The sequence below is a fragment of the Geodermatophilus marinus genome (assembly GCF_003428645.1).
Taxonomy (GTDB): Bacteria; Actinomycetota; Actinomycetes; order Mycobacteriales; family Geodermatophilaceae; genus Geodermatophilus.
In genome coordinates, this window is record NZ_QVQH01000006.1 from 47222 (window position 1) to 68658 (window position 21437).

The window sequence follows — 21437 nt, forward strand, 5'->3', positions numbered from 1 at the left end:
CCGTCGGTGCCGGGGCCTGGCCCCGGCGGGCCGACCTCGCGCCCCTCCGCCCGAGCGCGGGGTCACCCCGGCGGTGCGGCGGACGGCCGGCCCTCCGCGTCGCCGGGGGCGCCGGGCGGGTCGTCCGGTGCGTCCTCCGGCGTCCGCCGCACCTCCCGCCGCCACCCCTGCACCGCGGCCGCGAGCACCCCGGCGACCGGTACCGCGACGAACAGCCCCAGCAGCCCGAACGCGGAGGCGGCGCCGGTCGTCAGCAGCAGGACGACGAGCGGGTGGAAGCTGATCGCCCGGGACAGCAGCAGCGGCGCCAGCAGGTTGCCCTCGATCTGCTGCACCAGGATGACGATGAGCAGGGCCCACAGCGCCGTCACCCAGCCGCTGGTGACCCCGGCGACCGCCACCGCCACGGCGCCCGCGATCGTCGCCCCCACCAGCGGCACGTAGCCGAGCAGGAAGGTCAGCGCGCCGATCGGCAGGGCCAGCGGGACGTCGAGCAGCCACAGGCCGAAGCCGATGAGGACGCCGTCGATGAAACCGGTGGCGGTGGCCGCGTAGAACCAGGCGCCGGCGGTGCGCAGGCCGGCGCGGAAGGCGGCGTCGGTCGGGGCGCGGTGCTCCACGGGCAGGGCGCGGACGAACTGCCGCCAGAGCCGGTCGCCGCTGGTGAGCGCGAAGAGGGTGAAGAACACGGCGATCAGCAGGACGGTGGCCACGTTGCCGACCGCGTTCAGCCCCGAGGCCGCGGCACCACCGAGGCCGCTCATCGCGGTGCCCACCGACGACTCGAGCTGGTCGAGGACCTGGTCCAGCCCGGCGTTGTCCAGGTCGGCGGTCCGCTGCTGGACCCAGGCGGTGACCGAGTCGACCGCGGCCGTGCCGGCGGCGACCAGGCCGGGCCACGCGCCGATCAGCTGGAACACGAGGAAGACCAGGACGCTGACGAAGAAGGCCAGGTAGGCGAGGACGCAGAGGATCGCGGCCAGCACGGCCGGGACGCCGTGCACCCGCAGCCACCGGGCGATGGGCCACAGCATCGCGACCTGGGCCACCCCGAGCATCGCCGCGGCCGCGACGAACTGGACCTGGAGCAGCAGCCAGATCGCCCCGACGGCGGCCAGGCCGATCACCAGGGCGCGCCCGGCGATCGTCGCCTCGCGCTGCAGCAGCGTCAGCCGGCCGGCCGTCGGCGGCGGCGTCGCGGGCCGGGCCCCGTACGCGTACGACCGGACGGGGCCGCGCCGGGGTGCGGCACCGCCGCCGGCCGCACCCGGTGCCGGCTCGGCCATCCCTGCCTCCCGTCCGCTCGGCCCGGCGGCTCCCGCCCGGGCGTGCCCCCTCGTGGGGGCCCATCCTGGCCCCCCGACCGGTCCGGTGACCGGTGCGCCCGCCCGGGTCGCCCCGCGGCCGGGGAGCACCGGGGGAGGGCGGGACGCCGGCGCCCGGGCCGGGGTGCGGTCAGCGGCCTACGGTCGGGGCATGTCCCTCACCCGCGGCACCGGACCGCTCGCCCGGCCCTCCGCCGGCCGGCTCAACGCCGACCTGTGGTCGGTCGCACCCGCCCACGCGCTGTACCTGCACCCGGTGCAGGAGCGGGTGCGCGGCGTGCTCGGCGGCCGCACGGTGGTCGACACGACCGGCGCGTCGCTGCTGCACGAGACCGGTCTGCTGCCCCGCTGGTACCTGCCGGCCGACGACGTCGCCCCCGGCCTGCTGAGCCCGAGCGCCACCCGGACCACCTGCCCGTTCAAGGGCGAGGCGAGCTACTGGCACCTCGAGGTCGACGGCTCCCGGGTGGAGGACGCCGCCTGGTCCTACCCCGACCCGGTGGACGGGTGCCCCCCGCTGGCCGGGCTGGTCTCCTTCCACCTGGAGGGGCTGGACACCTGGTACGTCGAGGACGAGGAGCTGCTGGGGCACCCCCGGGACCCGTTCCACCGGGTCGACGCCCGCCGCTCCTCGCGGCACGTGGTGGTGCGCGTCGGTGGCGAGGTGGTCGCCGAGACCCGGTCGCCGGTCGCGGTCTTCGAGACGGGGCTGCCGACGCGCTGGTACGTGCCCGAGGAGGACGTGCGCGACGGCGTCCTCACCCCGAGCGGGGCCACGACCGTCTGCCCCTACAAGGGGGTGGCCACCTACGAGCACGTCGCCGTCGGCGGACGGCGGTACGACGACGTCGCCTGGTGCTACCGGGAGCCGCTGCTCGAGGCGCTGCCCGTCGCCGGCCACCGCTCGTTCGACGGCGAGGGCGTGCGGGTCGAGGTCACGACCTGACGGAGGCCCTCGCCCTCCCGGGGCCCGCGGCGGGGCCGCGCGGTCAGGCCAGGGAGAGGAAGAGCTTCTCCAGGCGGGCGCGGTCGACGCCGTTCTCCGAGGTGATGCACTGCTCGAGCCCGGTGGCGATGATCGCGAAGCCGGCCTTGTCCAGCGCCCGGGAGACGGCCGCGAGCTGGGTGACGACGTCCTCGCAGTCCCGCCCGGACTCCATCATGCGGATCACCCCGGCGAGCTGGCCCTCCGCGCGCCGCAGCCGCTTGACGACGTCGCCGACCACCTGGGTGTTCTCCAGCTGCATGGGTTCATCCTCCCCCGTCGGGTGCACACCCGGGTCGGTACCGGACCCGGTGCAGCGCCGCGGGTCGGCGGGTCATTCCCGGGCTGCTCAGGCCGGTGCCGCGGTGCGGGCTCCGCGGCGGCCGGCGTGCCGCAGCGGGCACCGTGGCACCAGGGCCGCGCACCCGGCGAGCGCCACCGCCATCCCGGCCAGGGCGATCAGCGCGGGGACCCGGAGGCCGTCCGGGGCCTGCTGCACGAGCACGAAGGCGCCCATCGCCAGGACGAACCAGCCGAAGGCCTGGCGCAGGGCGTCGGCGTGGATGCGGCCCACCAGCCGGGCCCCGACCAGGCTGCCGGCCACGGCGGCGACCGTGACCGCGCCGGTGAGCACCCAGTCGATCGGCACGGTGGTCAGGTAGCCGGCCAGGCCGGCGGAGGACTTCATGGCGATGACCAGCAGCGAGGTGCCCACCGCCACGCCCATCGGCAGCCCGCCGAGCAGGGCGAGGGCCGGGACGACCAGGAAGCCGCCGCCCGCGCCGACCAGCCCGGTGACCAGGCCGACCACGACCCCCTCGGCCAGGACCGGCAGCACCGGCAGCTCGGCGTGGGCCCGGGAGGGGTCGATCGCCTCGCGGCCGCGGATCATGGCGAACGCGGTGGCGATCATCATGAGCGCGAAGGCGACCAGGAGCACGGTGCCGGGCAGGTGGCCGCCGATGAACCCGCCGGCGAACGCGCCGGCCATGCCGGCCAGCCCGAACAGCAGGCCGGTGCGCCAGCGCACCCGGCCGGCGCGGGCATGCCCGACCACGCTCACCGCCGCCGTGACGCCGACGACCACCAGCGAGGCGGCGATCGCCTCCTTGGCGTCCATGCCGGCCACGTAGACCAGCAGCGGGACCATGAGGATCGACCCGCCGCCGCCGAGCAGCCCGAGGGCCAGCCCGACGACGACGGCCAGGCTGACGGTGAGCGCGATCAGCACCGGTCACCGCTCCCTGGTCAGCCGGTCCAGCGCCGAGCCGGTGGGCCGGGCACCGCGCTTGTTCCACGGCATCCGTGCCAGGGCCGCCCCCATGGCGCAGGTGTTGGACACGGCGGCGAACACCAGGCCGCCGCCGACGAGGCCCGACAGCCACGTGGCCCTCGGCGCGACGGTGCTGCCGAGGATGCCGGCCAGCACCAGCGAACCAGCGGCCAGGCGGACCTGGCGCTCGAGCTCCCAGGCCTGCCGGCCGCGGTCGACCGCCCCGCCGGTGGCCTCCCAGCCGGTGAGGCCGCCGGACAGGACAGTGCTGTTGGGGAGCCCGAGCACGTCGTGGGCCTGGCCGGCGCGCCGGCCGGAGCGGCAGACGAGGACGACGTCGTGGTGGTCGTCGAGCACCTGGCGGAGGCGGTCGAGCGAGCCCTTCAGCTCGTCGAGCGGGACGTTCACCGCGCCGGGGATGTGGCCGGCCTCGAACTCGACCGGGGTCCGGACGTCGATCAGGGTCGGGGCCGGGCCGGCGCCGTCGCCGAGGCGCTCGGCGAGGGTCGGGGCGTCGACGGTGCGGGTCATGCGCTCTCCTCGGGGGTCTTGCCGGTCAGGGGGAGGCCGGCGGGGCCGGCGTTGTCGAAGGAGTCGTCGACGGCGACGACGTCGACGCCGTGGGCGTCGAGCAGGGCGGCGACGACGCCGGCGCGGTAGCCGCCGGCGCAGTGCACCCAGACCTCGCCGTCCGGGACCTCGTCGAGGCGGTGCAGCACCTCGTGGACCGGGATGTGGGTCGAGCCCTCGAGGTGCGCCTCGGCGCGCTCGGTGTCGCGGCGGACGTCGAGGACGGCGGTGCGCGGATCGCGGCGCAGCTGCGCGGCGAGGTCGGCGAAGGTCGCCGTCCGGTAGCTCGCCAGCGGCTCCCCGCCGGACCAGTCCTCGGGCTTTCCGGTGGCCATCGCGGCCGGCCGGTCGATGCCGACGCGGACCAGTTCGCGCTGGGCCTCGGCGACGTCCTCGGCGGTCTCGCCGAGGAGTGTGACCGGCGTGCCCCACGGGAGCAGCCAGGCCAGGTAGGTGACGAACTGCCCGTCCAGGCCGACGTTCACCGAGCCGGCCAGGTGCCCGGCCGCGAAGGCGGTGCGGGTGCGCAGGTCGACCACCCACTCGCCGGCCTCGATGCGGCGGCGCAGCTCGGCGGGGTCGGCCGGCGCGGGCGGGGAGAGGTCCACGTCGGCCGGGCCGGCGCTGTTGAGCGGCGCCATGTGCGCGTAGTAGGCCGGGTAGGCGTCCAGGCCGGCCAGCAGGTCGGAGACGTAGCGATCCTCGTCGCTGGTGAGCGCCGCGTTGGCCAGCTTCTCCTGGCCGATGGTGCTCGCGGTGCCGCCGGACTGCGTGGCCGAGCAGAAGCTGCCGAAGCCGTGCGTCGGGTAGACGGCGGTGGCGTCGGGCAGCTCGGTGGCCAGCCGGCGGGCGGAGTGCCACTGCGCGCGGGCCAGCGCCTCGGTGGAGTCCGGCCCCAGCAGGTCGGGGCGGCCGGTGGAGCCGTGGAGCAGGGACCCGCCGGTGAAGACCGCCACCGGCCGGTCGCCGTCGGAGAGCGCGTAGGACAGGTGGGTGTGGGTGTGGCCGGGGGTGAGCAGCACCCGCACGCGCATGCGCGCCCCGACCCCGACGACGTCGCCGTCGCGCACGCCGACGCGGTCGAAGGAGACCGCGTCGTCGGCGTTGAGCAGGTACTGCGCGCCCGTCGCGCGGGCCAGCTCGTACCCGCCGGTGACGTAGTCGTTGTGGATGTGCGACTCGAAGACGTGGGTGATCCGCACCCCGGCGGCCTGCGCCAGGGCCAGCACGCGGTCGGAGTCGCGCTGCGGGTCGACCACGAGGGCGACCTCGCCGTCGTGGGCCAGGTAGGTGCGGTCACCGAGTCCCGGCGTGTCCAGGGGCAGGACGGTGATCGTCATCGGAGCTCCTCTCGGGGGGGTCTCGGGAGCGGCATCGGTGGTCGTGCATACCCCTAGGGGTATGTGGGCGCCAACCGTACCAGCGCCGCGAGCATTCTCCCGGGGGTATCTACGCGGGGCACGCGGCGACGTGGGCCTCGAGCACCGCACGGGGGTAGGGGCGTGGTTGGTCCGGTGCCCTGCGATACCCGGAGGCCCGTCCGGGTACGAGGGGGTCGGAGGTGGTGCCCGATGACGGAGTCCGCCCCGCACGCCCACCCGGTCGACCCCGTCCGCGTCACCCACGCGCGGGCCAGGCTGCCCGACCGGGAGGAGGTCGCCCGGCTCACCGGCGTGCTGAGCCTCATGGCCGACCCCACGCGGGCGCGGATCCTGTTCGCGCTGGACCTGGTCGAGGAGCTCTGCGTCGGCGATCTCGCCCTGGCGCTGGACGTCAACGAGGACGCCGTCGGGTACGCGCTGCGGCTGCTGCGGACGGCCGGGCTGGTCGTCAACCGCCGGCAGGGGCGGGTGGTCTTCTACCGCCTCGCCGACGGGTTTCCCGCACCGCTGCGCGACGACTGCCTGCGCCGGCTCGCCGTGCTCGCCGGCGACGCGGATCCCGGGGGCGGGTGATGCGGTCGGGCGCCGCCGGGCTGCGCACCGGCGGGTGCGACCATACCGTCGACACACCCGTACGGTCGTCCGGGTGTGTCGACGGCGACGGCCCGGGGGAGCCGGATGACGACCCGGTGACGTCTGCCGGGCCGGGGGTCGCCCTCCACGTCGGGGGTAGGACGCGACCCGTCCGGGTGCCAGGACGGCGGCGGGGTGCCGCCCCCGGGGTGACGAGGAGGCGTCGGTGATCGCACTGCTGAGCCTGCTCGGCCTCGCCGGCGCGCTGGTCGTCACGCTGTACGGCGCCTCCAGGGTGCTAAGCGCACCGGTGGCGCGGGTGCTGCCCTACGAGTCGGGGATGCTGCCGCAGCAGCACGCCGTCTCCCGGTACCACGCCCGCTGGTACGCCGTGACCATCCTCTTCCTGGCCTTCGACATGGAGATGGTCTTCATGTACCCGTGGGCCGTGGTCGTCGCCGACATGGGCGCGACGGCCGTGGTCGAGATGTTCGGCTTCCTCCTGGTGCTGCTGGTCGGCGTCGTCTACGTCTGGCGCGAGGGGGCCCTGCGGTGGACCTGACCACCCGGCTGCGCGCCTGGGCCCTCGCCCGCCCGCGGGTGCTCGTCGTCGACCCGCCGGGCAGCGATCCGCTGCGCTGGGCCGTCGAGGAGGAACTCGACCGGCGCGGCTGGCCGCGGGCCGCGGTGCCGGCGGGGACCGACGTCCTGCTCGTGCTCGGCGAGCCGGGGCCCGGGCTCGCCGCGGCGGTCGACGTCCTCTGGACCCAGGTGCCGGCCCCCCGCCACCGGGCCCGGTTGCTCGCCGGGGCGGAGGTCGCCGCCGCGCTCGACGCCGCACGCGCCGCGCTGCTCGCCGGCGGCGACGCCGACCGGCCCGATCCCGAGGCGCTGCTCGGCAGCGGCGAGGAGGACGGGGACGAGGACCCCGGTGCGGACGACGGCTCCGACGAGGACGCAGACGAGCCCGACGGGGACCACGGGGGCATGGACCACGGGGGCATGGACCACGGGGGCATGGAGGTCGCCGGCCTGCCGATGGCGCAGACCGGGCCCGACCGGGACGGCCTCGAGCTCGACGTCCTGGCGGTGAGCCTGGGGCCGGTGCTGCCCGCCTGGCCGACCGGGCTCGTCCTGCGCGCCGAGGTCCAGGGCGACGTGGTCACCGGCGCCGAGCTGTCCTGGACCGACGACCCGCCCCAGGCCGCGGACCCCGACCCGCAGCGGCTGGCGCTGGACCGGCTGGCCCGCCTCCTGGAGGTCGCCGGCTGGCCGGCGGCCGCGCGCGACGCCCGGCGGGCGCGCGACGGGCTCGGCTCGGCGGACCCCGACCGCGTGGTCGCGGCCGGCGCCCTCGCCGCCGCGCTGACCCGGCGGGTGCGCCGCTCGCGCACCCTCGCCTGGTCGCTGCGCGGCGCCGGCCGGCCGGCGGACGAGCCGGGCGAGGGCGTGCTCGACCTCGTCCGGGACTGGTGCGCCGCCGCCACCGGCGACGCGCCACCGCCCGCGGGGGCGCCGCTCGACGCGCTCGCCGGCCGCCTGGAGGGCGCGGAGCTGGGCAGCGCCCGGCTGCTCGTGGCCGCGCGGGCGCCGGCTCCCGTCCCGGTGGGGGCCGACCGTGGGTGAGACCGCGACGCTCGCCGACGCCTGGGGCGCGGTCCCCGCGGCCCTCGTGGTCGTGGCGGTCGCGCTGGCCCTGGGCTGGGCGGTCACCGCGACCGACCGCGCCGTGCTCGCCGGCGGCGGCCCGGTGCCCGGGCCCGGGCGCGACGCCGCCCGCCTGCTGCTCGAGCAGCGGCGCACGACCCCGGCCCCGGACCGGCTGCTCTGGCGGCTGGGCTGCGCCGGCGTGGCGGTGCTCGCGCTGGCGTCGTGGGCCGTCGTCCCCCTGGGCTCGCGGAGCCTGTGGTCGACCAGCGCCGACCTGGTCTGGTTCAACGCCGCCGAGGCCGTGCTGTGGGCCGCGGTCTGGCTGGTCGGCTGGGGCCCCAACGCCTTCGCCGCGCTGACCGGCGGGTACCGGTTCCTCGCGCAGGGGCTGGCCTACGAGCTGCCGCTGATGTTCGCGCTCATCACGGCAGGGCTGGCGGCCGGTTCGCTGCGCACCACCGACGTCGTCGCCGCCCAGGCCGGCCTCTGGTTCGTGGTCACCATGCCGGTGGCCTTCGTCGTCTTCCTGGCCGCCGCCGCGGCCTTCGCCTTCTGGGGCCCGTTCGACGCCCCGGCGGGCACGGACGTCGCCGGTGGGGTCACCTCCGAGCTGTCGGGTGTCGACCGGCTGCTGGTCTCCGCCGGACGGGCGGTGTTCCTGGGTGCCGCGGCCGCGATGGCCGTCGCCCTCTTCCTCGGCGGGGGAGCGGGGCCCTGGCTCCCCGGGCCGGTCTGGCAGCTGGTCAAGACCCTCGCCGTCGTGGCGCTGCTGGTCCGGGCCGGGCGGCGGCTGCCGCTGCTGCGCCCCGACCGGGCCGTCGAGGTCGCCTGGGTGGTCGTGATCCCCGTCGTCCTGCTGCAGGCGCTGGTCGTCGCGGTGCTCGTGCTGGCCGGGTTCTACGGGTGAGGGAGGAGTCGTGCTGACCGCATCGACCGGGTGGCTGCTGGCCGCCGCCGCGGTGCTCGGGGTGCTCTCGGTGGCCTCCGGGGTCGCGGTCTTCGTCGTGGACTCGATGGCCCGGGCCACCTTCGCGCTGCTGGGCTCGTTCCTGGCCGTCGCCGCGGTGCTCCTCGCCCTCGACCTGGCCTACCTCGCGGTGGTGACCGCGCTGATGATGACGATCGAGATGGCGATCATGGCCGTCTTCATGATCGCTTTCATGATGAACCCGGCCGGCCTCGTGCCGATGTCGATGGTGCACAACACCAGGGGGTCGGCGGTGGTCGGCGCGGGGGCGTTCGTCGTCCTGACCGCCGGGATCTGGCTGGTCGACTGGCCCGTGCGGCGGACGGCGGTGCCCGCCGACCCCACCCGCCAGCTCGGCGAAGCGCTCATGGGCAGCCACATGCTGGTCATGCTGGGGATCGGCGTCGCGCTGTTCGCCACGATCCTGGCCGGCACGCTCCTGGCCACCGCCCGCGGGCGCTACGACCGCTTCGGCCCCGACCTCACCGCCCACCGGCCCGCCGACCCCGTGCGCGGGGGGCTGGCCCGGTGAGCGCGGAGGTGGTGCTCCAGGTGGTGCTGACCGTCGCCGCCGGCCTGGTGGGGGTCGGGCTGTTCGGCGCCCTCTCCCAGCAGACGGTGGTCATGGTCATGATGGGCCTCGAGCTGGTCCTGAACGGGGTGCTGCTGGCCGGGGGCGCGGCCTGGTACTTCCTCGCCCCCGGGCTGCCCGACGCCCAGGTGCTGGTCGTCGTCGTGCTCGTGGTCATGGCCGTGGAGATGGCCATGGGCTTCGCGGTCACGATCGCGCTGTACCGGTCGCGGCAGGTCGAGATGATCGACATGGCCGCGGACCTGCGCGGATGACCGGCACGGCCGCGGAGCTGCGCGGGTGACCGGCACGGCCGCGGAGCCGCGCGGGTGAGCGCCGCCGTCCTCGCCGCGCTGACGGGGCTGCCCACCGTCGCCGGTGCCGCGCTGCTGCTCTGCGGACGGCGCGCCGACCGGGCCGCCGCGCCGGTGGCCGTGGCGGTGACCGCCGCGACCCTGGTGCTGGCCGCCGCGGCCGCGGCGGGCCGGCCGGAGCTCTCCGCCCCGTTCCTCACCACCGTCGAGGGCGGGGACCTGCGGCTGGTCGTCGACGGGCTGTCGGCCGTCCTCGTCGTCCTGGTGGCGGCGGTCGCCCTGCCGGTCACGGTGTTCGCCGCCGCCGGCCTGCCCCGCGACACCGCCCGGGCCCGGTTCGCCGGCCTCCTGCTGCTGTTCGTCGCCGCCATGCTGGTCACGGTCACCGCGGCCACGCTGCCGGCGCTGCTCCTGGCGTGGGAGGTCATGGGGGCGACGTCCTACGCGCTGATCGGCTTCCGCTGGGACGAGCCGGGCAAGCTCGCGGCCGGCACCGTGGCCTTCCTGACCACGCGCGCCGCCGACCTCGGGCTCTACGTCGCCGCCGGGGCGGCCCTGGCGGCGACCGGCAGCCTGGCGCTGCCCGACCTCCGCGCCGCCGCCGGCGGCTGGGCCGACCTGGCCGCGGCCGGCGTCCTGGTCGCCGCGCTCGGCAAGTCCGCGCAGCTGCCGTTCTCGGCCTGGCTGTCCAGTGCGATGCAGGGGCCGAGCCCGGTGAGCGCCCTGCTGCACTCGGCCACGATGGTGGCGGCCGGTGGCTACCTGCTGCTCCGGCTGCACCCGCTGCTGGCCGGGACCGGCTGGGCGGCGACCGCGGCCGCCTGGGCCGGCGCGCTCACCGCGCTCGTGCTCGGGCTGGTCGCGCTGGCGCAGACCGACGTCAAGCAGCTGCTGGCGGCCAGCACCGCCGCCCAGATCGGTTTCGTGGTGCTGGCCGCCGGGGCCGGCGCCACGGCCGGCGGCACCGCCCAGCTCGTCGCGCACGCCGCGGTCAAGGCCGGCCTGTTCGTCGCCGCCGGGGCGTGGCTGACCGCCCTGGGCACCCGGGAGCTGGCGGGGCTGCGCGGCGCCGCGCGCCGGTACCCGGGGGTCGGGGCCGCGGTGACCGTGGCCGCGCTCGCGCTGGCCGGGGTCCCGCCGCTGTCGCTGTGGGCGAGCAAGGACGAGGTCCTGGCCGGGGTGGAGAGCACCGCGCTGCACGCGGTGGGCCTGGCCGCGGCGGTCGTGGCCGCCGGCTACTCCGGCCGGCTGCTGGCCGTGGTGCTCGCCCGGCCCGGCGGGGAGGAGGCCTTCGACAGCGAGGAGCCGGGGACCCGCCGGGTGCCCGCGGCCACGACCGCGGTCGCCGCCGCGTTCGCCGTGCCCGCCGCCGGGCTGGGGGTGCTCGCGCTGCCCGCGGTCGCCGAGGCGCTGCGCCGGCTGCTCGGCGCCGAGGGGGAGCCCGCCCCGACGGGAGGCGCGCTCGTCCTGTCGGGTGCACTGGCCGTCGCCGCGCTCGCCGGCACCGTGCTGGTCGTGCGGGTGCGCCCCGGGCTGGTCCGCGCCGCCGAGCGCGGCCCGCTGCACCGCTGGGCAGGGCTGGGCCGGCTGCTCACCCCGCGGCCGGGCCTCGCGCTGGCCCGAGCACTGGCCGTGGCCGACGACCGCGGCCTCGACCGGGCGGTGCACGCGGCGGCCGGGGGCGTCCGCCGGCTGGCCGCCGCGGTCGCCCGGGCCGACGACGGCGTCCTGGACCGGGCGGTCACCGGGGTCGCCCGGGCGACCCGCCGGGCGGCCGACGGCTCCGCCCGCGCCGACGGCGGCCTGGTCGACGGCGCCGTCCGCGCCACCGCCCGGGCGGTGCGGCGGGCCGGGACGGCCGCCCGCCGCCCGCAGACCGGCCTGCTGCACCAGTACTACGCCCAGGCCGCCGCCGGCCTGGGCGTCCTGCTCCTCCTGCTGCTCGTCGCGAGGTGACCCGGTGCTCCTGACCGTCGTGATCTTCATGCCGCTCGCCGTGGCTGCCGTGCTCGCCGCCGCCCGCGGCCTGCCCGGCCGGACGGCGAGCGCGGTGTGGGTGGTGGCCTCGGCCGTCGACCTCGCGCTCGTCGCCTGGCTGTGGTGGCGTTTCGAGCCGGGCACCGGTGCCTCCGGCGTCGTGAACGGGTTCGCCTCCGAGGTGGACCTGCGGTGGATCCCGACCGTCGACGCGGGCTACCACGTCGGTGCCGACGGGCTGTCGCTGCCGCTCATGGCGCTCACCGGCGTGCTGTTCCTCGCCTGCGCGGTCTACTCGCTGCGGGAGACCGACCGGCCGCGGACCTACGCGGCCCTGTTCCTCTTCCTGCAGACCGCCTGCCTGGGCACCTTCGCCGCGCTCGACCTCATCCTGTTCTTCGTCTTCTTCGACCTCACCATCGTCGGGATGTACTTCGTCATCGCCGGGTGGGGGCACGGCGACGCGCGGCGCAGCGCGCTGACGTTCTTCCTCTACACCTTCGTCGGCTCGCTGGCCCTGCTGGTCGGCTTCATCGGCCTGTTCCTCGGCAGCGAGCCGCGCACCTTCGACATGGTGGCGCTGGCCGCCGACCCGCCGCTGGCCGGATCCCCCGTCGCCGGCGGCCTCGTGCTGCTGGCGATCGGGCTGGGCCTGGCGGTGAAGACCCCGCTGTTCCCGTTCCACACCTGGCTGCCCGACGCGCACACCGACGCCCCCGCCACCGGGTCGGCCGTCCTCGCCGGGGTGCTGCTCAAGCTCGGCACCTACGGCTTCGTGCGGATCGCCATGCCGATCCTCCCGGAGGCCTGGCAGCGCTGGGCGACCGTCGTCGTGGTGTTCGGCGTGGTCAGCGTCCTGTGGGGCGCGCTGGTCGCCCTCGCGCAGACCGACGTGAAGCGGATGATCGCCTACACCTCGGTCAACCACATGGGGTACGTGCTGCTCGGCCTCGGCGCCGCCGGCATGGTGGCCGCCGCCGACGAGGGGGCGCGGACGGTGGCCACCGTGGGCGCGGTCTACCAGATGGTCAGCCACGGCCTGCTCACCGGCGCGCTGTTCCTGCTGGCCGGCGTGCTGTGGTCGCGCGGGCACACCTACGCCTTCGACCGCTGGGGCGGGCTGGCCCGCCCGGCCCCGCTGTTCGCCGCGGCGCTCGCGGTCGCCGCGTTCGGCTCGCTCGGGCTGCCGGGCCTGTCCGGGTTCGTCGCCGAGTTCCAGGTCTTCACCGGAGCCCTGGAGGCGGCGCCGGTCGCGACGGTGATCGCCGTCCTCGGCATCCTGGTCACCGCCGGGCTGTTCCTGCTCGCGCTGCAGCGGCTGCTCACCGGGGAGACCACCGCGCCGTCGCCCGGCCGAGGGCCGGAACCGGCCGGCGGGGGCGAGGGTGCCACCGCCGTGCGGGAGCGCACCGCGGTGCGGGTGGCCGACCTGCGCGCGCCCGAGCTCCTCGCGATCGTGCCGCTGCTCGCCCTCTCGGTCGTCCTCGGGCTGCTCCCGTGGGTGCTGCTCGACGTCATCGAGCCGGCCGCCGCCGCGGTGGTGGAGCTGGTGGGCCGGTGAGCGGCGGCGGCGAGCAGTGGGGCGCCCTCCTGCCGGAGGGTCTGCTCCTGTTGGGCGCCGTCGCCGGGCTGCTCGTGGGCCTGTGGACCCCCCAGCACCGCCAGGCCCGGGTGCGCTGGGTGGTGACGGCGGCCTGCCTGGCCGCGGCCGCGGTGGCGGCCGCGCGGCTGCCCGGCCCGGGCGAGCGGGTCTTCGACGGCGTGTGGGTGGTCGACACCACCACCGGGGTGGTCCGGGTGGTCGTCGCCCTCGCCGTCCCGGTGCTGGTGTGGCTGGCCGTGCCGACGCTGGCCGGCCACCCGCGGGAGACCGAGGCCTGGGTGCTCATGGTGCTCGGCGGCCTGGGCGCGGTCGCCCTGGCCGGGGCGGGGGACCTGCTGCTGCTCGTCGCGGGCTACCTGCTGGCCAGCGTGCCGCTGTACGCGCTCGCCGGCTTCGCAAAGGACGCGCCCGGCGTCGAGGCGGCGATGAAGTACTACCTGTTCGGCGCCTTCTCCGGGGTCCTCCTGCTGCTCGGCGTGGCCGGCCTGGTGCTGGCCGGCGGGGCCGGCGGCTACGAGCACCTGGCCGGGGCGCTGCCGGGCGCCTCGCCGGCGCTGGTGGCCGTCGGCGTGCTCGGCGTGCTCGCCGGGGTGGGCTTCAAGGCCGGCGCCGTCCCCGTGCACTTCTGGGTGCCGGACGTGGCGGCGGGGACGCCGCCGGCCGTCGCGGCCTACCTGACCACCGTGCCCAAGATCGGCGCGGTGGCGGCGGCCTACCGGCTGGTCGACGAGCCGCTGGCCGGGGCGCCGGTCGACGTGCCGCTGGTGGTGGCGGTCGTCGCCGCGGCGAGCATGACCCTGGGCAACCTGGCCGCCCTCGCCCAGACCCACCTGCTGCGCCTGCTGGCCTACTCGACGGTCAGCCAGGTCGGCTACCTGTTCATGGTGGTGGCCGTCGCCGGGCGCTCCGCCCTCGCCCCGGGTGCCCTGGCGGTCTACCTGGCCGGCTACGCGGTCACGAACGTGGGCGCCTTCGCCGCGGTGGCGGCGGCCCCGGCGGCGCGCACGATCACCGACTGGGCGACCGCCGTGGGGCGGCACCGCTGGCTGGTGGTCAGCCTCGTCGTCTGCCTGCTCGGCCTGGTCGGGACCCCGCCGACGGCGGTGTTCGTCGGCAAGCTGGCGGTCTTCGCGGCGGCGTGGGACGGCGGCCTGGCCTGGCTGGTGGTGCTCGCGGCGGTGAACACCGTGGCCAGCCTCTTCTACTACCTGCGCTGGTTCGCCCCCGCCTTCGCCGGCGTCGCGGCGGCGCCCGGGGTGGGGGAGCCCGGCCCGGGCAGCGGGCCCCGGACCGCCGCCGGCACGGCCCAGCGGATCCGGCCAGGACTGCCGGTGGGGGTGCTGCACGCCGCGGCGGCCGGGTCGCTGGCCCTCGGCCTGGCCGCCGGCGGCTGGCTCGCGGTCGTGGCGTGACGGCCGGTCAGGCCCGGCCGGCCACCTCGAGGAACAGCGCCTCGTAGGCGTCGAGCACCGTGCCCAGCGCGTACCGCTCCCGGGCCCGCGCCCGCCCGCGCTCCGGGTCGGGGGGCTCGGCGGCCAGCCGACGCAGCCCGTCGGCGATCGCGCCGACGTCCCGCGGGGGGACGACGACGCCGAAGCCGGTCTCCTGCACCGGTGTCCGCACCCCCGGCAGGTCGCTGGCCAGCACCGGGACCCCGGCCATCATCGCCTCCACCTGCACGATGCCGAAGGCCTCGAAGGCGTTGACCGACGGCAGCGTGAACACGTCGAGCGAGGCGTACAGGTCGGCGATCCCGTCGTCGGTGAGGAACCCGAGCAGCCGGACGCGCGGGTCGCCGTCGACGACCCGGCGCACCTCCTCGACCACCGACCCGCCGGCCACCTCGGCGAAGTCACCGCCGATGAGCAGCCGCGCGTCGGGGTCGTCGAGCGCCCGGAAGGCCCGCACCAGGTGCTGCAGCCCCTTCTCCTCGACGATCCGGCCGAGGAATCCCACGTGCAGCCCGTCGCCCTCCCGGAACCGCGGGGTGCCGGCCGGCCGCTCCCGGCAGGGCGGGGGGATCGCCGCCGTCCGCCCGGCCATGGCCGGCCACAGCCGGCTGTGCCGCGCGTAGTCGTCGCTGGACACGACGACCCGGTCGCTGCGCCGCAGGGTGCGCCGGCTGGCCGCGTCGACGCCGAGGGTCTGCACCCGGTTGAGCGCCCCCGGCGGCAGGCTGACGTCGCAGTGGTAGGTCGTCACCAGTCGCCCGGCCCCGGTCAGCAGCCCGGACTCGGGCATCGGCAGGTGCAGGTTGGTCACCGAGGCGGTGCGCGCCGCGGCCCGCACCCGGCCGACCAGCGCGGGGCTGAGCACGCCCTTGCCGAGGCGGGCCACGACCGGCGCCCGGTCGACCTCCACCCCCCGCAGCTCCTCCCGCTCGGGCAGGTCGCGGTCGTGCCGGCTGGTCACCACCCGCACCCGGTGCCCGCGGGCGGCCAGGCCCTCGGCGACGTCCCGCGCGACGTTGGTCAGCCCGCTGACGTAGGGCGCGTAGTAGTCCAGGGCGACGAGCAGGTCCAGCGTCGGGGTCATCCCCGGTCTCCGTTCGGGTCGGCGCCGGCGGCGGCGGGGCTGCGGGCAGGGACCGGCGGGCGGCGCAGCAGCAGGGCGAGGCTGACCACGAAGGCCGCCCCGGAGCCGATCGCGAACGCCAGGCCCGCGCGCGGGACCAGCCCCGGGACGGCGGCGAACACGACCGCGGCCACGGCCAGCCCCGCCGTCCAGGTGAGCGCGACGTCGCGGTGCCGCGCGGCGGCCAGCAGCGCCTGGGCGGTCACCAGCAGGCCGAGGTAGAGCCCGCTGCCGGCCGCCAGCAGGGCCATGGCCCCGCCGTCGAGGACGTAGCGGTCGCCGAAGAGCAGCCGGACCAGCAGCGGGCCGGCGACCCACCCCAGCAGGGCCCCGGCGGCGGCCAGCCCGGCGACCGCCCCCGCCGTGCGCAGCGCGAGCCGGCGGACGCCACCGGGGACCTCGGCGGCCCCGGTCAGCGCCGGCACCAGGGCGCCCTGCAGCGGGACGGCGACGAACAGCGGCAGCCGCACCAGGGTGAAGCCGGCCACGAACTGGGCGGCCAGGACCCGCTCGTCCGGCCCGGCGGCCGCCGCCGTGACCAGGACCGGGGCGGCGTTGAGCAGCGCCTGCCCGCAGAGCGTGCCCACCAGGAGGTGGCCGATCGCGGCGGCCTGCACCGGCGGCCCCGGGTCCGGGGCGCCGGAGCGCCCGCGGCGCAGGAGCCACGCCAGCAGCGGGACGTGGGCGAGCACGACGGCGGCGACCAGCGTCCAGCCGAGGTCCGCGGCGGTGCCGGCGGGGCCGAGGACGACGACGACCCCGGCGAGCAGGCAGCGCACGAGCGCGTCGAGCAGCAGGACGACGCCGTGCGCCAGCAGCCGGCCGCGCCCGAGCAGGAGCCCGCGGAGCACGAACTGCGGCCCCGACGCGAGCACCAGCACCACGAGCGCCCCTAGCAGGGCCGGGCTGCCGCCGAGCACCGGACCGAGCAGCGGCCAGCCGGCGAGCAGCACCAGCAGCGTGAGACCGGTCACGCCCGCGGCTGCCCGGACCGTGCCCGGCGGCAGCGGTGCGCCGTCCGGGCGCAGGTGCACGACGCGGGCGAGCTCCAGCTCGAGGGGCAGGAAGGCCCCCAGCCCGATCACCAGGGCCACCGACCAGAAGGCGCCGAAGACGGCGTACTCGGGTGCTGGCACCGCCCGGGCGACCACGGCAAGGTAGAGGTAGGTGAGAATGCCCGAGACGACGATGCAGGCCGCGACCCAGCTGAGCGAGAACGCCAGCCGCGGGCTCCGGCGGCTCAGGACCCGGCCTCGTGCGCGCCTCGGTGCCGCTGGTGCCCGGTTCCCACGGCGACCACGGTAGCGGCGCGCGCCGGGGCGGGACGACAGGGTGGCGGGCAGGGACGGGGAACGGGGAGGACGGGCGCGCGTGGACGTGATCGACCCGGCGCGGGCGGGTGAGCGGGCCCCGGACCCGGCGCCGGCCGGCCGCCGCGGCCGCGTCCGCTCCCTGCTGCCGCTGCTGGTGGCGCTGGTCGCCGTCCTCGGCGCGGTGCTGCTCCCGCTGGCGCCGGTGCGCATGGCCCTGCCGACGGTGAGCTGGCCGCAGGAGCCCACCCGCCCCACCTCGACGATGCTCGAGCTGACCAACCAGACGCCGCGCGCCCTCGACGTGCGGTTCAGCTGCGCCGCGGTGCGCGCCGCCGGGGAGACCGGGGACGGCCTGCTGCTGTCGACCCTCGTCCCGGGCCAGCCGGCCGCCGACACCGAGGGGCTGCTGGTCACCGCGCGGGACGGCCGGCTGGGCGTGCTGCTGCGCGGCGTCCCGCTGCTCGACGCCCCGGTCCCGGCCGGCGACTGCACCCACCGGCTCCGCGTGGACGGCGAGGGCGCTCTCCTGGAGCGCGACGGCACGGTGCTCGCGTCGGTGGACGAGGACGTGCGGCCGGACGTCGACGTCCTGGCCACCGGGGTCGCCGCGCTGCCGGGGGACGGCGACCTGCGGGTCGTGCTGGAGGTCGACGCCCAGTTCAACACCACCCCGACCGCGGCCAAGCTGGCCCTGTCGGTCACCGTCACCGCCGCCGCGCTGGCCTGCCTGCTGCTGCTCGCCCGGGCCGACCGCCGCCGCGGCCCGCCCGAGCCCGACCCCGGCCGGCCGGCGCGGGCCGGGTGGCCCGGCGCCGTCGTCGACGCCCTGGTCGTCGGTGCGGTGCTCCTGTGGTGGTTCCTCGCCCCCGCCTCCGACGACGACGGCTACTACGCCGCGATGGCCCGCAACGCCGGGGTCGAGGGCCAGGTCGGCAACTACTACCAGCTGCTCAACCAGTCCTTCACGCCGTTCACCTGGTTCTACCGGGCGCTGGGCTGGTGGCAGGAGGTCGGTGACAGCCCGGTCGTGCTGCGCGTCCCGGCCCTGGTCGTCGGCCTGCTGACCTGGGTCCTGCTGCGCCGCTACGTCAGCCGCCCGGGGGCGCTGCCGGCCGCCGTCCGGGACGGCCGCGGCGGCCCCGCGGCCGCGGTCGTCCTCACCGGGGCCACCTTCCTCGCCTGGTGGCTGCCCTACGGGATGGGCGTGCGCCCGGAGGCGATCGTCGGGGTGCTCGCGCTGGCGGCGCTGACCGGCGTGGTCACCGGACTGCGCCGCCGCCGGCTGCTGCCGGTGGGCCTGGGCTTCGCCGCGGCCGCGCTGGCCGCCGCCTGCCACCCGACCGGCCTGGCGGCCCTCGGCCCGGTGCTGGTGGCCCTGCCCCGGCTGGCCGGGCTGGTCCGCGAGGGCGCCGACCGGCTGACCGCGCTGACCCGCACCGCGCTGCTCGTCGCGCCCGGGGCCCTGGCCGCCGTGGCCGCCTTCGCCGACGGCACGCTCAACGACTTCCTCCGCGGGCAGGAGATCTTCCTGTCGGTGCAGGAGCAGGACGCCTGGTACGACGAGTTCCAGCGCTACGCCTTCCTGCTCAGCGAGATCCCGATGGGCTCCTACGCCCGCCGGACCGCCGTCCTGCTCGGTCTGCTGGCCCTCGTGTGGTTCCTCGCCCTGGCCGTCGCCGCGCGGGTCCGCGACGTCGCGGTGCCGCTGCCGCTGCTGCTCGCCGGCTCCTCGCTCGGGGCGGCGTTCCTGCTGCTGTGGATCACCCCCAGCAAGTGGACCCACCACTTCGGCGCCCTGGCCGGCGTGGGCCCGGCGTTCCTCGGGCTCTTCCTGGTCTCGCTGCCCTGGCTGGTCCGCCGGGTGACCCGGGACCGCCCGGCCGGGATCGGCGCGCGGGTCGCCGTCCTCGGGTCGCTGGTGCTGGTCTGCGCGCTGGCGTTCCGCGGCCCCAACCAGTGGGCGTACAGCTGGCTGCCGGGGATGCCGCAGCCCATGGTGGCGCCCTACCTGGGCCCGGTCGAGCTGGGCAGCCCGGTGGTGTGGGCGCTGGTCGTCCTCGCGGTGCTGGGCGCGCTGACCCTGCTGCGCCGACGCACCGGCCGGACCGCGGACCGCACCTGGGTCGCCGTGCCGGTCGCCGTCCTCGTCTTCCTCGGGACGTCGCTGACCTACCTGCTGGGCAGCTTCTCCTACGCCACGCTCACCACCCTCGACGGCTGGTCGCCCTGGGCCGACGCCGTCACCGACCCGCTCGCGACCGACTGCGCGGCCGCGAGCGGGATCGAGGTCCACGACGTGACCGCCGGCGACCCCCTGCCCGCGGCGTCGCAGGTCGCCGGCGACGCCGCGCCGGAGGCCGTCCCGCCGGAGGCGTTCGCCACCGGCGCCGGGTGGTTCGGGGTGAGCCCGCCGCCGTGGGCGGACGGCGGGGCGGGCGGCGGTGCGGCGCCGCAGGTCTGGGGCAGCCTCACCGGCCCGGCGGAGGAGGACACCACCGGCACGCTCACCACCGGGTGGTACGAGCTGCCCGCCGGCGCGGAGGGGGAGGCCCCGGTCGTCCTGGCGGCCGGGCAGCTCGCCGGCGGCAACGGGCTGCAGGCCGAGTACGCGGTCACCGGCCCCGGCGGGACGCCCCGGGTCACCGGCGCGCAGGAGCTCACCGACGCGGTCGGCTCGACGGCCTGGCGCAGCTTCGTCCTCGACCCCGCGGCCGCCGGCGCCGGCGCCGCGGACCTGGTCCGCCTGGTGGCCGAGGACCGGTCGGGCGGAGCCGGCGGCTGGCTGGCCTTCGCCGCCCCGGTGCTGGCGCCGGCGGTGCCGCTCGGGCAGTACCTGCCCGAGGACGCCGCGGTGGCGACCGCCTGGCAGATCGCCTTCCTCTTCCCCTGCCAGCGGCAGCCCGGGATCCGGCTCGGCATCACCGAGCCGGTCACCCACGGCGTCGTGTGGCGCCCCGGCCCGGGCGGCTGGGGCCTCGCGGACAACACCTGGCAGGTGCCGCGCGGGGGGCTGTTCGCGCCGGTGCAGCGCACCTCCGGGGTGACCGAGCTGCCCACCCGGTTCCCCGCCTGGCCCGACGTCCGGGACGTGCAGGTGTTCGAGTTCGACCTGCCCTACCCGACCGGCGGCTACGACCTGACCGTCGACCGGGCCACGCGGGGAGGCTGGTCGGGTCCGCCGACCGGGTGAGCCGGGCGTGTCCTCGCCCACGCGGCACCCGGTCCACTGGCGTCGGCGGCCCGCGACGGGGAGGCTCGGCGGGGGCCGCGCCGCGGCCCGCGACCCGGGAGACGACAGGAGGGCCAGTGGACGTCGAGGGGGAGACCCGCAGCACCGCGGTGCGCCACGACGGCGGCACCCGGGCCGACGGGGGCGGGACGGTGCGCTACCGGGGCAACGTCGTCGTGGACCCGGCGGCCCCCGCCGCCGCCCCGACCCCCGCCCCGGCCGCCGCCCCGCCGGCGCCCCGCACCACCGCCGGCGTGCTCGGCGGGCTGGTGCGCACCATGCGGCCGCGGCAGTGGGTCAAGAACGTGCTGGTCTTCGCCGCACCCCTGGCGGCCGGCTCCATCCTCGACCCCGACGTCCTGCTCCCGACCCTGGTCGCCTTCGGGCTGTTCTGCCTGGTGGCCAGCGGGGTGTACCTGCTCAACGACGTCCGTGATGTGGAGGAGGACCGCCGGCACCCGGTGAAGCGGTTCCGGCCGGTCGCGGCCGGGGTGCTGCCGCCGCCGGTGGCCGTGGTCGCCGGGGTGCTGCTCCTCGCCGGCGCGCTGGTCGCGGCGGTGCTGCTCACCCGCCCCGCGCTCGCGGCCGTGCTGGGCAGCTACGCCGGCATCTCCCTGGCCTACGCCTACTTCCTCAAGGACCAGCCGGTCATCGACCTCGCCGTCGTCGCCTCCGGCTTCCTGCTCCGCGGGGTGGCCGGTGGCGCCGCCGCCGGCATCGCGCTGTCCCAGTGGTTCCTGCTGGTGGCCGCCTTCGGGGCGCTGTTCATGGTGGCCGGCAAGCGGTACGCCGAGCTGGTCGCGGTGGGGGAGCAGGCCGCCACCCGGCGCTCGCTGAAGGAGTACTCGGCCAGCTACCTGCGGTTCGTGTGGAGCCTCTCGGCCGGCGTGACCTGCACGGCCTACTCGCTGTGGGCCTTCGAGCTCCGGGAGGACTCGGCCGGGTTCCCCTGGCAGACGATCTCCATCGCGCCGTTCGTGCTCGCCCTGCTGCGCTACGCCGTGGACGTCGACCGCGGCGAGGCCGGGGCGCCGGAGGAGATCGTGCTGCGCGACCGGGTGCTGCTCGGGCTCGGGACGGTGTGGGCCGTCCTCGTCTGCCTGGGCGTCTTCACCGGCTGACCACCTCGGG

Annotated in this window: 19 protein-coding genes; 12 read left to right on the top strand and 7 right to left on the bottom strand. The window is 77.3% G+C overall.

Going from position 1 to position 21437, the window contains the following annotated elements; all coding sequences use genetic code 11:
• Positions 1-62: 62 nt before the first annotated feature.
• A complete protein-coding gene (locus D0Z06_RS08760; RefSeq protein ID WP_117376996.1) occupies positions 63-1286 on the bottom strand; it encodes an AI-2E family transporter in 1224 nt (407 codons plus the stop codon).
• Between the two features lie 190 nt (positions 1287-1476).
• Here D0Z06_RS08760 and D0Z06_RS08765 point away from each other — a divergent pair, with 190 nt between their 5' ends.
• Positions 1477-2271, top strand: coding sequence for a DUF427 domain-containing protein (locus D0Z06_RS08765; RefSeq protein WP_233517543.1), 795 nt, complete (start codon positions 1477-1479; stop codon positions 2269-2271).
• Between the two features lie 43 nt (positions 2272-2314).
• On the opposite strand, the gene D0Z06_RS08770 is transcribed toward D0Z06_RS08765, so the two are convergent.
• The 4 genes from D0Z06_RS08770 to D0Z06_RS08785 form a co-directional block, all read right to left on the bottom strand.
• Positions 2315-2572, bottom strand: coding sequence for a metal-sensitive transcriptional regulator (locus D0Z06_RS08770; RefSeq protein ID WP_117376997.1), 258 nt, complete (start codon positions 2570-2572; stop codon positions 2315-2317).
• Between the two features lie 87 nt (positions 2573-2659).
• Positions 2660-3541, bottom strand: coding sequence for a sulfite exporter TauE/SafE family protein (locus tag D0Z06_RS08775; protein WP_117376998.1), 882 nt, complete (start codon positions 3539-3541; stop codon positions 2660-2662).
• A 3-nt stretch (positions 3542-3544) separates the two neighbouring features.
• Positions 3545-4114: a rhodanese-like domain-containing protein gene (locus D0Z06_RS08780; protein WP_117376999.1), complete on the bottom strand. Its 570-nt coding sequence runs from the start codon at positions 4112-4114 to the stop codon at positions 3545-3547.
• Positions 4111-5493: an MBL fold metallo-hydrolase gene (locus tag D0Z06_RS08785; RefSeq protein ID WP_117377000.1), complete on the bottom strand. Its 1383-nt coding sequence runs from the start codon at positions 5491-5493 to the stop codon at positions 4111-4113. The genes D0Z06_RS08780 and D0Z06_RS08785 overlap by 4 nt, the downstream gene beginning before the upstream one ends.
• Before the next feature lie 231 nt (positions 5494-5724).
• On the opposite strand from D0Z06_RS08785, the gene D0Z06_RS08790 reads away from it, so the two are divergent.
• From D0Z06_RS08790 to D0Z06_RS08830, 9 genes are all read left to right on the top strand, one after another.
• Positions 5725-6108 carry an ArsR/SmtB family transcription factor gene (locus D0Z06_RS08790; RefSeq protein WP_117377001.1) on the top strand — a complete coding sequence of 128 codons (384 nt, stop codon included), beginning with the start codon at positions 5725-5727 and terminating at the stop codon, positions 6106-6108.
• Between the two features lie 226 nt (positions 6109-6334).
• Positions 6335-6670 (top strand): NADH-quinone oxidoreductase subunit A, encoded by a 336-nt coding sequence (locus D0Z06_RS08795; protein ID WP_117377002.1) that lies wholly within the window; start codon positions 6335-6337, stop codon positions 6668-6670.
• Positions 6661-7734 carry a hypothetical protein gene (locus tag D0Z06_RS08800; RefSeq protein WP_117377003.1) on the top strand — a complete coding sequence of 358 codons (1074 nt, stop codon included), beginning with the start codon at positions 6661-6663 and terminating at the stop codon, positions 7732-7734. The genes D0Z06_RS08795 and D0Z06_RS08800 overlap by 10 nt, the downstream gene beginning before the upstream one ends.
• Positions 7727-8665 (top strand): NADH-quinone oxidoreductase subunit H, encoded by a 939-nt coding sequence (locus D0Z06_RS08805; RefSeq protein ID WP_117377004.1) that lies wholly within the window; start codon positions 7727-7729, stop codon positions 8663-8665. Before D0Z06_RS08800 ends, D0Z06_RS08805 begins: the two co-directional genes overlap by 8 nt.
• Before the next feature lie 10 nt (positions 8666-8675).
• A complete protein-coding gene (locus D0Z06_RS08810) occupies positions 8676-9257 on the top strand; it encodes an NADH-quinone oxidoreductase subunit J (protein ID WP_117377005.1) in 582 nt (193 codons plus the stop codon).
• Positions 9254-9571 carry an NADH-quinone oxidoreductase subunit NuoK gene (locus D0Z06_RS08815; protein ID WP_199522214.1) on the top strand — a complete coding sequence of 106 codons (318 nt, stop codon included), beginning with the start codon at positions 9254-9256 and terminating at the stop codon, positions 9569-9571. The genes D0Z06_RS08810 and D0Z06_RS08815 overlap by 4 nt, the downstream gene beginning before the upstream one ends.
• Before the next feature lie 54 nt (positions 9572-9625).
• Positions 9626-11566 carry a proton-conducting transporter transmembrane domain-containing protein gene (locus D0Z06_RS08820; protein ID WP_117377006.1) on the top strand — a complete coding sequence of 647 codons (1941 nt, stop codon included), beginning with the start codon at positions 9626-9628 and terminating at the stop codon, positions 11564-11566.
• A gap of 4 nt (positions 11567-11570) precedes the next feature.
• Positions 11571-13148: a complex I subunit 4 family protein gene (locus D0Z06_RS08825; protein WP_117377007.1), complete on the top strand. Its 1578-nt coding sequence runs from the start codon at positions 11571-11573 to the stop codon at positions 13146-13148.
• Positions 13145-14602, top strand: coding sequence for an NADH-quinone oxidoreductase subunit N (locus tag D0Z06_RS08830; RefSeq protein WP_117377008.1), 1458 nt, complete (start codon positions 13145-13147; stop codon positions 14600-14602). Before D0Z06_RS08825 ends, D0Z06_RS08830 begins: the two co-directional genes overlap by 4 nt.
• Before the next feature lie 7 nt (positions 14603-14609).
• Here the strand turns inward: D0Z06_RS08830 and D0Z06_RS08835 are convergent, their stop codons facing one another.
• Positions 14610-15725 carry a glycosyltransferase family 4 protein gene (locus D0Z06_RS08835; RefSeq protein ID WP_117377009.1) on the bottom strand — a complete coding sequence of 372 codons (1116 nt, stop codon included), beginning with the start codon at positions 15723-15725 and terminating at the stop codon, positions 14610-14612.
• Positions 15722-16900, bottom strand: a complete 1179-nt coding sequence (locus D0Z06_RS08840) for a hypothetical protein (RefSeq protein WP_147332005.1) — start codon at positions 16898-16900, stop codon at positions 15722-15724. The genes D0Z06_RS08835 and D0Z06_RS08840 overlap by 4 nt, the downstream gene beginning before the upstream one ends.
• Positions 16901-17135: 235 nt before the next feature.
• On the opposite strand from D0Z06_RS08840, the gene D0Z06_RS08845 reads away from it, so the two are divergent.
• Both D0Z06_RS08845 and D0Z06_RS08850 read left to right on the top strand, forming a co-directional pair.
• Positions 17136-20267 carry an arabinosyltransferase domain-containing protein gene (locus D0Z06_RS08845; RefSeq protein ID WP_158579922.1) on the top strand — a complete coding sequence of 1044 codons (3132 nt, stop codon included), beginning with the start codon at positions 17136-17138 and terminating at the stop codon, positions 20265-20267.
• 116 nt (positions 20268-20383) lie between these two features.
• The gene (locus tag D0Z06_RS08850) at positions 20384-21427 is read left to right on the top strand and encodes a decaprenyl-phosphate phosphoribosyltransferase (RefSeq protein WP_233517544.1); all 1044 of its coding nucleotides are present in this window, start codon (positions 20384-20386) and stop codon (positions 21425-21427) included.
• The last annotated feature ends 10 nt before the right edge of the window (positions 21428-21437 follow it).